This window comes from Dokdonia sp., assembly GCF_039945015.1.
In the GTDB taxonomy this organism is placed as follows: Bacteria; Bacteroidota; Bacteroidia; order Flavobacteriales; family Flavobacteriaceae; genus Dokdonia.
In genome coordinates, this window is sequence record NZ_JBDUXP010000002.1 from 1 (window position 1) to 13,103 (window position 13,103).

A 13,103-nucleotide genomic window follows, 5' to 3' on the forward strand; every position below is an offset into this window, starting at 1 on the left:
GCAGCTTATAGATGGAGTGCTGCCTTTAGTGGTCTTGCTGGTTTTCAAGTTTCTGATAGTATGCTTATAGGTATTGCTTATGATAGAGAGACTACAGATTTAGGAGATACCACATTTAATGATGGAAGTTTTGAAGTTTTCTTACGATTTGAACTATTTAACGAATATGATAGGTTATTGACACCTAGATTCTTCTAACACACAGCATCATGAAAAAATACTTTATTCTCTTACTTATTTTATCTACCCCGGTCATTACAACAGCCCAACAAAGTAAAATTTCTAGAGGAAATAAAGACTTTGCAAAATATAATTATAAAGAAGTACAAGAAATATTTCAAAAGGTTGCAGACAAAGGATATGAATCTGCAAGTTTATACAAACAATTAGGTGATAGTTATTACTTAAATGCATCTTATGAAGATGCTCAGATTTGGTATGGAAAACTATTAGACAAATTTAGCGAGAGTGTAGATGCAGAAACATATTTTAGATATGCGATCTCACTCAAAGGAGTAAAGAACTATAAACGTTCTGACGAGATAATGACTCGATTTAAAGAACTCTATGAGAATGACAAAAGAGCGCAACTCTTTAAAAAAGCACCAGATTATCTTACAGAAATTCATAAATATAAAGACACTTATAAAGTAACTAATGTTTCTATAAATTCTGAATACTCTGATTTTGGTCCAGCATTATATAATGATAAACTTATCTTTTCATCTGCAAAAGACACAGGTGGTTTTGTAAAAAGAATACATAAGTGGAATGGACAACCATTTTTAGACCTCTATGAAGTGTCATTAGAAGATGTCTCTGAAAATGGCGCTACGTCTAGAGACGTTAAGAAGTTTAGTAAAAAGATTAATGGTCCTTTCCATGAGAGTACACCTACTTTTACAAAGAGTGGAGATACAGTATACTTTACACGTAATAATTATAATAATGGCGTGTATAGAGATGATGTAGATGGTATAAATAGATTAAAAATTTATAGAGCTATTAAAATTGAAAATGATAAATGGGGAGAAATAGTAGAATTACCATTTTCTAGCGATAATTATACAATTGCGCATCCAGCATTGAGCCTAGATGGTAAACGTTTATATTTTTCTTCAGATATGCCAGGTACTTTTGGTGGAGCCGATTTATGGTATGTAAATATTCTAGCCGATGGGACATATAGTGCCGCTGTAAATCTAGGAAATAAGATCAATACAGAAGGAAGAGAGTCATATCCATATATATGTGATGAAAACGATTTATACTTTACTTCTAATGGACATGTAGGTTTAGGAGGGCTTGATCTTTTTAGAACAACACTCGGGGATAATGGTGAAGTAAGTACTATTGTAAACCTTGGTGAATCTGTAAATACACCAACCGATGATTTTGCATTTGTAATCAATCATGCAGCAAATAAAGGATTCCTATCATCAAATAGATCTAATGAAGCTGGTAATGATGATATCTATATGTTAGAACGCAATCCACCTCCACCTCCAGCGCCTTGTGATATAGTATTAAAAGGATTGGTGACAGATAAATATACAGGAGAAAAAATAAGTGAAGCTATAGTTACACTATCTGATACAAATAAAAATGTATTTAGATCTTCAGTAACAAATAGTAGTGCAGCATTTACTTTTGATCCTAGTTGTGATAAAGTAATGGTACTAAGAGCTGAAAAAGATGGATATAAATCTGCAGAGATAATTGTAACAATACCACCTACATCTGCAGAACTCGAAGAATTATTACAATTAGAAAAAGAAGTACCATCTCCTATAGAAATTCTTGATATCCTTTTTGATTTTGATGAAGATTATATTAGAGATGATGCGACTGTAGAGCTAGCAAAAGTGCTTGTCTTTATGGAAAAATACCCAACGGTACATATAGATGTAAGATCACATACAGATAGTAGAGGTAATGATGCTTATAATCAAGATCTGTCAGAAAGAAGAAATAAATCTACTATACAATGGCTTATAGAACATGGAGTAGATTCTTCACGTTTAACAGGTAGAGGTTATGGAGAATCAGACCCTATTAATACATGTGTAAATGATGTACCATGTAGTGAAGCCGATCATCAACTTAATAGACGTAGTGAATTTATTATACCAGACGATCTTTAAAATATAAAATAACTGTTTTAAAAAGCGCTCTATTAAGAGCGCTTTTTTTATATAATCAATAGCTATTTTGTATTTTTACACTGAATATGAAAGAAGAATTAGTCATCCTGGTAGATGAACAGGATAATCAGATAGGATTAATGCCCAAAATGGAAGCCCATGAAAAAGCAATCCTTCATCGCGCCTTCTCTGTTTTTATTTTTAATGATAAGAATGAACTCATGCTTCAACAGAGAGCATTACATAAATATCATTCTCCAGGATTATGGACAAATACCTGTTGTAGTCACCAACGTGAAGGAGAGAATAATATAACTGCAGGAACCAGAAGGCTCCAAGAAGAAATGGGATTTGTAGTTCCTCTTAAAGAGACAACATCCTTTATTTATAAGGCCCCATTTGATAACGGACTTACAGAACATGAACTAGATCATATCCTTGTTGGATCTTATGAAGGACAACCTCTCATTAATGAAGACGAAGTTGCTGCTTGGAAATGGATGCCTCTAGAAGCTGTAAAAGACGATATCCAAGAACATCCAGAAGAATACACCGCTTGGTTTAAGATTATTTTTGAACGATTTTATTCCCATTTAGAATTATGAGAATTACTGTAAATAGACATGCACATTTTAATGCCGCACACAGATTATATTGTAATGACTGGGATGATGCAACAAACGAAAATGTATTTGGAAAATGTAGTAACCCACATTTTCATGGACATAATTATGAGCTCATTGTAGGGATTACGGGAGAAATTGATCCCAAAACTGGATACTTGATAGATTTAAAAATCGTCAAAGATCTTATTAAATCAGAAGTAGAAGACGTTTTAGATCATAAAAATCTAAACCTAGAAGTTGAAGAATTTAAAAATGTAAACCCGACGGTAGAGAATATCGCGGTTTTTATTTATAATAAAATGAAACCTGTTTTGGGTGCAAAGTATGACCTTACCATTACTTTATATGAGACTCCTCGTAACTTTGTGGTATATAAAGGAGAATAAATGATACTATCTGAAGGCGATAGCGCTCCTATTTTTTCTTTAAAAAATCAAGATGATCAAGAAGTACATCTAAGTTCATACATTGGAAAAAAAGCACTCGTCATCTATTTTTATCCCAAAAACTTCACGCCAGGATGCGTTGCAGAAGCTTGCAGTTTTAGAGATCATTTTGAAGAATTTACAGATATAGGTGCTATGGTAATAGGAATAAGTACAGATAGTGTTTCTTCACATGCACGTTTTGCAAAAAAGTATGAACTTCCATTTACAATGTTATCTGATAAAGGAGGTAAAATAAAGAAAATGTATGGTATACAAGGAAATTTTATGGGACTCATTCCTGGACGAGAAACATTTGTAATAGATAAAAAAGGTGTTATTAGAATGCGATTTAATAACATGATGGCTTCAAAACATATTTCAGAAGCACTTCGCATGGTAAAGAAAATTTGTAATGAATAATATAGATTGGTACCCACTTCGGTTTCAACCGATTCTGAAAGAGAAAATTTGGGGAGGAAATGCTCTAAAAACATATCTTAATAAAACTCATGATGATATGCCTTTCGGCGAAAGTTGGGAGATTGTTGACTTACCAGAAAATCAGAGTATCATTACAAATGGATCATTAAAAGGAAAAGAGTTAGGGGAGGTGGTAACCGCTTTCGCGAAAGCGATATTAGGAACATCAGTCGTAGAACGTTTTGGAACTAGTTTTCCATTACTCATAAAATATATTGATGCAGCCGACGATTTATCGGTTCAGTTGCATCCGGATGATGTACTTGCAGCACAGTTGCATAAAGGGAAGGGAAAAACCGAAATGTGGTATATCCTTAAAGCCGATTCAGGAGCACAGCTTATTATTGGGTTTAAAGATAAAATGACATTAGAGCAATTTGACACTTGTGTAGCAAATACAACAGTAAATGATCATCTTCAATATATTGATGTACAAGAAGGAGATTCTTTTTTTATAAGTGCAGGTCTTATCCATGCGATAGGAAAAGGGATTGTACTTGCCGAGATTCAACAAACATCAGATATTACCTATAGAGTTTTTGATTATAATAGAAAACAACAGGATGGGAGTTTGCGTGACTTACATATAGATCATGCACGTAGTGCTTTAAATTTTACAAACCCTGACGATTATATACTCTCTTATGATAAAGAGAAAGTAGGAGCACAAGTACTCAAACATGGTGCCTACTTTAAGACCGATATTGTACAATTAGCCACTTCTTCTCATAAAGTTGACCGTACAGATAGTTTTACAGTTCTTATGATGGTTTCTGGCAATATGACTTATACTTTTGATAATATAACAGAAGTGCTTGAGATAGGGGAGACACTACTAATTCCTGCAGATTGTACAGAATGTGTCATTCAAGGAATTGATGCTAAATTTCTTGAAGTTTACCTTTAAATAGATATAATTTATCTTAATTTTGCATTCAAATAAATTATTATGGCAAATCTTAGAGATTTAAAGAAAGACCTGAACTTTGTGTTAGGCGATATTATTGATGCGGTATATGTACATGAAGCATTGAATCCTAAAACAGACGCTACAAAAAGTGAAGCAATTATAGATGATGCTATTGCAACTTTTGACGAATTAATAGCAAAGGTAAACGACCGAAAAGTAGAAAATCGTAAGGCGCATATCAAAACTGTTCGTACAGAATTGCAAGATAAAGCAACTGCTTTGGTAGAGCGTATCAACGCTTTATAAAAAAAGTATAAAAGGGGTTGCAAATATGGTACTAACTATTATATATTTGCCCCCGCAATGCCGATGTAGCTCAGCTGGCTAGAGCAGCTGATTTGTAATCAGCAGGTCGTGGGTTCGAGTCCCTCCATCGGCTCTTTGTAAAAAAACCTTCCATAATTGGAAGGTTTTTTGTTTTTATACCAATCCCTAACGACCATCTGTGGGTGACCTTCATTTTAAAAGGGTAGCTTGCAGCACCCTTTTAAAATGAAGGTCGTTCCTACGCAGTCCCATTGGCTTACATTATTACAGTGTTTTTTTAAATAAAGGTCGTTCCTACGCAACTCCATAAGCTTTTACTATGAATGTGATTTATAGCATGCTTTTAGAATAGGGTCGTAACTACAGCACAAAACCAAAAACCTATTTTTATAATAATAACATCTTTTATGGGATATGGTTGTTTCTAAAGAACTATATAAAGAGATATACATAGTATAAAATATTGCATTTGCTTATTATAGTTAATAAGTGAAACATAACTACTTGATACTGCGTGTTACATAAGTCATTTTTTTTTCATTAATTAGCATTTCCTTAACACTAGTGATTAATTTACATATGAGAATACTATTTTTTGCATTTATTTGTATCATAACTTCTACGCTTTATGCACAACAAAAAGCAGTTACAGAAGTAGGAGATGAAGTATTACTTTATGAAAATGGTACTTGGAAATATGCAAATCAAAAGGATGAAATTGCAAATATAGTTCCCGTAAATACAGAACCATTTTTTAAAAGTGATGATGCTACATTCCTTCTTAAGAGTAAAAATGTAGGTGTAGGTGTTTGGCTAGATCCTACAGAGTGGAGTTTTCAAAAAGCAAAGGATAATCCAGAAGCAGAGTATGAGTTACAATTAAAAGGAGAAGACTTATATGGAATGATCATCGCAGAAAGACTAGAGATTCCTATTGAGAACTTAAAAGAAATTGCATTAGAGAATGGGAGAGCTGCGGCACCAGATTTAGAAGTCATTCAAGAAGAATATAGAACCGTAAATGGACAAAAAGTACTATTCTTACAATTAAATGGTACATTACAAGGAATTAAGTTTACATACTATGGATATTATTATTCAAGTTCAGAGGGTACTGTACAATTTATAACATACACATCTCAGGGACTTTTAAAGTCGTATATTGAGGACTGTGAAAAGATTTTAAACGGCTTTGTAAGAATAGACTAGACATCATTAATTTTTTACAAAGACAAACTAACCCAACCAACTAGGAATTCCCTATCTAATTAAATTAGATGGGGAATTTACTTTTTAGGACGACTAGTCTAGATACAGTGTAAAATCATTAACATTGATAGAAGTATAGTTAACCTGCATTTTGAATCCCTATAGAGTCTTGCAATGATAAGATTCCCAAGAGTTGTATTTATAGGTAAAAGCACAGTTGATCCTGTGGTCATATATAATCTGCATAATGTGATTTTAGGCTTTCTAGGATAGATTCTTTACCTCCTTTAATTTCCTTTTGTTCGAGAGAACTATGAGTATTTGCTCCTTTTAAGATTCATTAATTTTTTCATAATAATAAAGTATTAATATCCCTGAATATTTAAAGGCACTCAGATTTATGTCTTTATTGATATAGTATACTCGTTATTTACGGTATCAGATAATTGTATTCTACGTATGTTATTTTAGTAAGTACTTTTTAGGTAAATTGTACTTGCTTATCAAATTACTTGAAATAAATACATAGAAATTATTATAATGTGTAAACGTGAAAGTGTAATGATTAAAAGAGCTTACTAGTTTAGTATATAGGTGATTTACTAAGTAAATTTAGTTAAAAGAGTAATAAAAATCGAATTTGTTATATTGGATTTTTGCCCTTTTTCTTTAGGGATATGAATAAAAAAAACATCCAACTATTTATAAGTAGTTGGATGTTTTTTTAAGATATATAGAAATAAATTTTATTCTTTTTCAGCTTCTTTGCGTTCTTGGATAAGTTTTTTAAGTTGTTTTCCATATTTAGAACGTCGTATTTTATTTGGGAATCTATTATAGATAGTGTCTAAGTATGTCACATTTGCATCAGGAATTTGACTTAAAATAAGAAAAGGAGCCATTTCTAATTCTGCATTTGTAGATGCAAATTGACCTGTATACCTATATTTTGTTGTTAATAAGCGTTGTAATGAATCGTCATATTTTAAGATTTCGTCTTGATCACCTGCAATTTGAGCTTCATACGATCCTTTAATAAGGTCAAGGTTTTTATCATTAAATTTTTGATTCATTTTTTGAAATTCGATCCATCGCATTTGATTTTCAGAACCTATAACAGCGGCAAAACCTTCAAAATTTTTAAGAGAAGTTGTGATATTCATCTCACCAGGCTCCGCAAAGAATAAAATACGATCATCATATCCAGATGCATCTATCTTGTCTAGATGTAAATACAATACCTCTGGTTCTTCAAGGTTGACACCAAACTCAAATTCAGGATCACCATCTACCACTAAAGAATCTATATTTACAAGGATTGTATCTTGGATACGTTGTAAATAGATCGTTCCTTTTTTAAGTCCTTTTACGGTTCCTGAAACTTTAAAATTTTCTGTTTCTGAACAAGCGACTAATAAGCAAGTACATAGAATGAAAGCACAAATTCTTCTCATCAAAATGGTTTAATTAGATAGCAAAGATGCTATTATTTTCTTTGAAAAGCTAGCTTGCAGAAGCCATTTCCATTAAAATTGTACACAATATTGCTCCATAGGTTCCTACGACATATCCAAAGACAGCTAGTAAAACACCTACACTTGCTAGTGAAGGATGAAACTCGGCAGCTACAACAGGGGCAGAGGCAGCACCGCCAACATTGGCTTGACTTCCTACTGCGAGGAAGAAAAAAGGAGCTTTAATTAATTTTGCAACAAGAATAAGAAGCCCAGCGTGTATAGTCATCCATACAACACCTATAGCAATAAGTCCAGGATTTTCAAAAATAGTTGTCAAGTCCATTTTCATTCCGATGGTTGCCACAAGAATATATATAAATACACTTCCTATTTTACTAGCGCCAGCGCCTTCATAATTTTTTGCTTTTGTAAACGATAGAAGAATACCAATAAGAGTTGCTATGGTAACCATCCAGAAAAACTTTGATCCAAAAGATGCCATAGCAGAGTCTTTAGGAATGTTTTCAAAAAGAGCAGCCATACCATCGGCTCCCCAATGAGCAATTCCTACCGCACCAAATGCAATACCCATCATAATCATTAAATCTGATAAACTTGGATTTCGTTTTACACTTTCAGCAAATGAAGATACTTTTTCTTTTAATTCTGTAATAGCTGTATTATCTGCTTTAAGCCATTTATCAATTCGATTTGATTTGCCTATACCTAGTAGTAAAATAGCCATCCATAAATTTGCAACAACGATATCTACAAGTACCATTCCTCCATATTTTTCAGGATTGTATTGATAAATTTCTAACATAGCTGCTTGATTTGCACCCCCACCAATCCAACTACCTGCTAGCGTGGATAACCCTCGCCAAATTGCATCTGGACCTGCGCCTCCAACAGTTTCTGGAGATACAGCCGAAATTAATAATATAGCAATAGGGCCTCCAATGATGATTCCTATTGTTCCTGTAAAAAACATAACCAATGCCTTAACGCCTAAATTTGCAATGGCTTTTAAGTTAATACTAAGTGTCATTAAAACTAATGAAGCGGGTAATAAATATCTAGATGCTACATAATAAAGTTGAGATGTACTATCACTTATTAAACCTAAAGAATTAAATATGGCTGGTAATAAGTAGCACAATAAAAGAGCTGGGATTATTTTGTAAAATTTATGCCAAAACCCAGACTTTTGACTTGATGTATAAAATACTCCTGCTAGCGCCACAGCTAGAAGTCCAAAAACGATAGCGTCGTTTGTAAAAAATACGTGTTCTTCCATAAATGATAGTTAGTGTTGGTACGCTTTCGCGAAAGCGTACTCAGACCTACAATATACTACTTATAAATATAACCAGTAGGTCACCTTTAAATTAAGAGAACGTACACGAGGTGCAAAAACAGTATCTGTAAAGTAATTGTCATTATAGACTAGGAAAAGGTCTGAGAGAGGCGCAAAACGCCATTGTAACCTAGAGTTAATACCTAAGTTATCTTGCAAAGAACTATACTGAATGAGTGTATTCCAGAATAATGATTTACTAAAGGTCACTTCTACACGAGGACTAATTAACCAGATATCATTATCTGAAAAAGGATCAGGTAAATCTATATTGTCATAACGAGCATTTAGCCCAATAACCAAGTGTGGTTGTAATCTTAGGTTTATTCCTCCTTGTAAGGTGAGTAAGTCTCCATTAAAAAACTCTCCGTATGTTGTATTTAGATTATAAGAAAATACACTACGCATGTCCGATCTATATTCTGCTTCTACACTTTCATAATAATACTCAGTATTTGCAGCAAGCTCAATTCCATCAGAACGTGAAGGGTCAAATCCATCAAATAAGAAAGTATATCTAGAACGTCCAGTAAAACTAAGATTACTTGTGTTTTTAAATTCAGCTTGCCAGCGAGGAGCAAAAGTGTGATCTGCTTTTTGAAAATCTAATTCTGGACGAAAAATAAAGAAAGTCCCTAAAGAGAAAATATGTCTGTTTATTTTTCCTTTTTTTGGAAAAATAAGACGCTCTATTCTATTAAAAGATCTGAGAATATCTTTACGAGGAATAAAACCTAAATCAGAATTAAAATTATCACCTACAAAAATATTAGATGTAAGAATACGCCAGTTATTACGATTGTATTCTAAACGCACCCCTCCTGAAAAGTCATTACTAGTCGTATTAGGAGTAAAAGATTTGTGTAAGAAAAACTTTCCGTTCCAGCTGTTATCTTTATTTGCTAAGTTGTAATCTATACCTATGAGCCTATTATATTCCTCATCAGGAGTAACAAAAGTCTCATTACTAGTATTTTGTCGATTTACAAAAATAACCCCAATGTTAGAACGACTAAATACTTTATGTTGTAAGGCTACAACAGTGTTGTTATTTCCAGCAATCTCTTGTTGAGCATCATTTGCTGTTTGTATATTAAGTAAACCAATTCTAAAATTATTATTGAGTTTACCACTTAATCGAGCACCTGCAAGAATATCATTTTGTGTAGAATTTCCATCTATATCTGTGGCAATGCCTATGCGTCTAGAGAAGAAAGGGTTTGCGGCACGTGAATCTCCAAAATTTGCAAATAGGTCATTATTTTCGATAAAAAATTGACGCCGTTCTGGTAAATTTACTTCAAAACGACTCAAATTCGTAATGACATTATCTACTTCTACCTGTGAAAAATCTGGGTTTATAGTTACGTCTAAATTAAGACTATTTCCTATGGTAAATTTTGCATCACCACCTACTTTAAAATCTGTGGTTTCTTCATCTGTTTCAAAGTCTTTGCCTACTAATCCATTTACATATGGAATGATTGATATAGGACTACGAGGACTCCCTAATGGTTTTTCAAAAACCATGTCACCCATATATGCTAAATTAAAAATAAACTGACTTTGTGGAATTTGTATCCAAGTATTTCGCTCGTTTCCTTGTGTGTCAAATTGATATGAATTAAAACGCCATCTGGTTTCGCCTTCGCGAAATTTAAAAGCAGAAAAAGGAATGGCCCATTCACAGATATAATACCCTTCGTACTTTTTAGTTTCACCTACCCACTTTGTATCCCAACTGGTTGTAAAACCTCTTAAATCAGTTCCTCCGCCAGATACAAGAGCTTCTCGCAAAACACCTTCTGGATTTGATCCAAAAAGAAATGCATTTGCTCCATCATTAAAAGTATCAAACATTAAAGTGATGTTGTCACTCCCGCCAGCTCTAAAATCACGACGTAATGATGGAACAATATAATCATCCCCTTGTGCATAAATTTTTATGCCTACATATAATTTTTGGTCATCATATAAAAATCGAATCTCAGTTTGATTTTCTGCTTGTACAGTATCACTCGGGAAATATTGCCAGAAATTTTTTGCTGGTTCTACTTGATTCCAAACGGATTCATTTAGAGTTCCATCTATTTCTATAGGGGTATCTATATATTTTACAAAGACTTCCTTCTCTTGAGCAAAAGATGTTATACTAATATGTAATACAAATAGAAAGAATAGTTTTCTAAGCATGTTCACAAATATAGTAGGAATAGAATTTAAAAAAAGCCTTTTTATGATCCTTTTAACCAACTCTTGCGGAGCCTTAATTCAGGGCCTTCAACAAGATATTGTAATTCAATTAGACTTGGTTTATTGATAAGAGGGGTAGATACATTCCCAGATAGTGTCATTTCTTCACCATCTCTTTCTATAACCATCGTTATAGCATCTCCTTCTTTCCAATTATTTGAATTTCCTATAAGATCATATACATTTGATAAATCATATGTTTTATCATTTATTTTTTTAATGACATCTCCTCCTTGTATATTCATGTCTTTAAAAAAAGTATGAAGCTCTATGCCTTGTCTAATAAAAACAGTATTCTCAGCTTGAGATCCATCTATATATGGAGTACGAGAATCTACATCTATAAAATATCCAGTTGGTACTTTGTATGAATTATATTCCAAACCAACCTTGTCAAAAAAGGCACTGTAATTAATAGGCATAGTTCCTATGACATGTTTTTCAAAAAAATCACCGACAGCAGGGTATGTCATAGCTGTAATCTGTGGAATAATAGCAGTATCTTCAAAGGGACGATTTGCTCCATAGCGATCAGTAAGTTCTTTCATAAGACTTAGAATACCTCTTTCTCCATTACTATTTTCCCTTATTAAAATATCGATACACATAGCTATAAGTGCACCTTTTTCATATACATTTCCAAAGTTAGAAGCATAAGGCTCTTCTAGTATGTTTTCACTCATTTTTGTAAATGATAATGAATCATTATAACTTTTTGAATTAGTTATCTTACTTACAATGGTATTGTAAAATTCCGCATTATTTACAAGCCCTTGTTGTACTTGGAAGTGTTGTGCAAAATATTCTGTAATACCTTCATACATCCATAAATGTTGACTCATTTTTGGATCATTATATTTAAATTTATGAATTTCTGTAGAGTGTAAATTGAGAGGGGTTACGATATGAAAAAATTCATGAGCCACTACATCCACGATGGCACCATCCATGGCATCTCGTGGCATTGCTTCAGGAAGAACAACAACTGTAGATTTATGATGTTCTAACGCTCCAAAACCTTGAGCATCTTCTGGACCTACTGTACTTAGATATAATAGAATACTATAACGATCTGTAGCATCCATGGCTCCTAAATATGTTTTTTGAGCTTTCATCATTTGCTCGATATTGGCTCTTAATTGTGATGCTTTTACAGTGCCAGATGGACTATATACACTTACTTCTATTGTAATCCCTCCGATGTCAAATACTTCTTTATTTGGAGCATTATACATGATAGGATTATCAATCACTTCAAAATAACGCTTTGCTTCATAACTATCTATAGATTGAGGATTTTCAAAAGTAGCTTTTGTATACGTTAGATTTGTTTGTTTTGGTAAAGATGTTGTGGCTTCAATAGCCGTAGGTCTATGTATATCAATATTATATGAATATTCTTCTTGATTTTGAATATACCCAATCAGCCCATGAAGATTAAGCATAAATTGTTCTTCAACTTTAAAATTAGTACCCGCTGGAGAAAATATATCATGTTCACTCTCTATATCATATGTGTCATTTACTTCGTATTGAATATATCCAATTTGTGTAGCGTTTTGTATATCCCAAGTATTTGTAGAGGTCTGTTGTACTTTTAACAATGATCCACTCTTAGAGAAGACTTGTACATTCTCTATATATGCTCCATAATCAGAATCAGTATATGTGCCCGGAACCGTTTCTGGCAGATAGAATGTGATCATATCTGTTGTTATTGTACCAGGTTGAATACGCACATTGACTTTATCATCTGTTATATTTACTAAATCAATAGCAACTTGTACAGTTGAATTTGTTGTTGTAGAAACAATATTTTTTGTAGAATCACAACTTATAATAAAAGCAATAAGAATAGAGTAAAATACTAATTTTTTCATGTATGAATCAATAAATAATTAAGAATGTAAAA

12 protein-coding genes and 1 tRNA gene are annotated in these 13,103 nt (G+C 32.9%); 9 read left to right on the forward strand and 4 right to left on the reverse strand.

Features of this window, described 5'->3' with window-relative positions; genetic code table 11:
* The 9 genes from ABJD27_RS00065 to ABJD27_RS00105 form a co-directional block, all read left to right on the forward strand.
* Positions 1-198 (forward strand): type IX secretion system membrane protein PorP/SprF (locus tag ABJD27_RS00065; RefSeq protein ID WP_348169572.1); only part of this gene is annotated, 198 nt, incomplete at its 5' end.
* Positions 199-209: 11 nt separating this feature from the next.
* Positions 210-2,144 carry an OmpA family protein gene (locus ABJD27_RS00070; RefSeq protein ID WP_348172761.1) on the forward strand — a complete coding sequence of 645 codons (1,935 nt, stop codon included), beginning with the start codon at positions 210-212 and terminating at the stop codon, positions 2,142-2,144.
* Positions 2,145-2,230: 86 nt separating this feature from the next.
* The gene (idi, locus tag ABJD27_RS00075) at positions 2,231-2,749 is read left to right on the forward strand and encodes an isopentenyl-diphosphate Delta-isomerase (RefSeq protein WP_348172764.1); all 519 of its coding nucleotides are present in this window, start codon (positions 2,231-2,233) and stop codon (positions 2,747-2,749) included.
* A complete protein-coding gene (locus ABJD27_RS00080) occupies positions 2,746-3,156 on the forward strand; it encodes a 6-carboxytetrahydropterin synthase (protein ID WP_348172766.1) in 411 nt (136 codons plus the stop codon). The genes idi and ABJD27_RS00080 overlap by 4 nt, the downstream gene beginning before the upstream one ends.
* Entirely contained in the window at positions 3,157-3,618 is a 462-nt protein-coding gene (locus tag ABJD27_RS00085) for a peroxiredoxin (protein ID WP_348172768.1), read from the forward strand.
* Positions 3,611-4,585, forward strand: a complete 975-nt coding sequence (locus ABJD27_RS00090; protein ID WP_348172771.1) for a type I phosphomannose isomerase catalytic subunit — start codon at positions 3,611-3,613, stop codon at positions 4,583-4,585. Before ABJD27_RS00085 ends, ABJD27_RS00090 begins: the two co-directional genes overlap by 8 nt.
* A 42-nt stretch (positions 4,586-4,627) precedes the next feature.
* The gene (locus ABJD27_RS00095; RefSeq protein ID WP_348172773.1) at positions 4,628-4,894 is read left to right on the forward strand and encodes a hypothetical protein; all 267 of its coding nucleotides are present in this window, start codon (positions 4,628-4,630) and stop codon (positions 4,892-4,894) included.
* Between the two features lie 59 nt (positions 4,895-4,953).
* A tRNA-Thr gene (locus ABJD27_RS00100) sits at positions 4,954-5,027 on the forward strand.
* Between the two features lie 467 nt (positions 5,028-5,494).
* Entirely contained in the window at positions 5,495-6,124 is a 630-nt protein-coding gene (locus ABJD27_RS00105; RefSeq protein ID WP_348172776.1) for a hypothetical protein, read from the forward strand.
* 746 nt (positions 6,125-6,870) lie between these two features.
* On the opposite strand, the gene ABJD27_RS00110 is transcribed toward ABJD27_RS00105, so the two are convergent.
* Genes ABJD27_RS00110 through ABJD27_RS00125 form a run of 4 tightly spaced genes read right to left on the reverse strand, consistent with a single transcriptional unit; the run spans position 6,871 to position 13,071 of the window.
* Entirely contained in the window at positions 6,871-7,578 is a 708-nt protein-coding gene (locus tag ABJD27_RS00110) for a DUF4369 domain-containing protein (RefSeq protein WP_348172779.1), read from the reverse strand.
* 49 nt (positions 7,579-7,627) lie between these two features.
* A complete protein-coding gene (locus tag ABJD27_RS00115) occupies positions 7,628-8,878 on the reverse strand; it encodes a DUF819 family protein (protein ID WP_348172782.1) in 1,251 nt (416 codons plus the stop codon).
* Positions 8,879-8,938: 60 nt separating this feature from the next.
* On the reverse strand, positions 8,939-11,131 hold the full coding sequence (locus ABJD27_RS00120) for a DUF5916 domain-containing protein (RefSeq protein ID WP_348172785.1): 2,193 nt from the start codon (positions 11,129-11,131) through the stop codon (positions 8,939-8,941).
* Positions 11,132-11,172: 41 nt separating this feature from the next.
* A complete protein-coding gene (locus tag ABJD27_RS00125; protein ID WP_348172788.1) occupies positions 11,173-13,071 on the reverse strand; it encodes a peptidase M61 in 1,899 nt (632 codons plus the stop codon).
* Positions 13,072-13,103: the final 32 nt, after the last annotated feature.

Coding starts and splice junctions, on each gene's coding strand:
- ABJD27_RS00090 (WP_348172771.1), top strand. CDS start 3,611: ATGAATAATATAGATTGGTACCCACTTCGGTTTCAACCGATTCTGAAA.
- ABJD27_RS00110 (WP_348172779.1), bottom strand. CDS start 7,578: ATGAGAAGAATTTGTGCTTTCATTCTATGTACTTGCTTATTAGTCGCT.
- ABJD27_RS00095 (WP_348172773.1), top strand. CDS start 4,628: ATGGCAAATCTTAGAGATTTAAAGAAAGACCTGAACTTTGTGTTAGGC.
- ABJD27_RS00070 (WP_348172761.1), top strand. CDS start 210: ATGAAAAAATACTTTATTCTCTTACTTATTTTATCTACCCCGGTCATT.
- idi (WP_348172764.1), top strand. CDS start 2,231: ATGAAAGAAGAATTAGTCATCCTGGTAGATGAACAGGATAATCAGATA.
- ABJD27_RS00120 (WP_348172785.1), bottom strand. CDS start 11,131: ATGCTTAGAAAACTATTCTTTCTATTTGTATTACATATTAGTATAACA.
- ABJD27_RS00125 (WP_348172788.1), bottom strand. CDS start 13,071: ATGAAAAAATTAGTATTTTACTCTATTCTTATTGCTTTTATTATAAGT.
- ABJD27_RS00115 (WP_348172782.1), bottom strand. CDS start 8,878: ATGGAAGAACACGTATTTTTTACAAACGACGCTATCGTTTTTGGACTT.
- ABJD27_RS00105 (WP_348172776.1), top strand. CDS start 5,495: ATGAGAATACTATTTTTTGCATTTATTTGTATCATAACTTCTACGCTT.
- ABJD27_RS00080 (WP_348172766.1), top strand. CDS start 2,746: ATGAGAATTACTGTAAATAGACATGCACATTTTAATGCCGCACACAGA.
- ABJD27_RS00085 (WP_348172768.1), top strand. CDS start 3,157: ATGATACTATCTGAAGGCGATAGCGCTCCTATTTTTTCTTTAAAAAAT.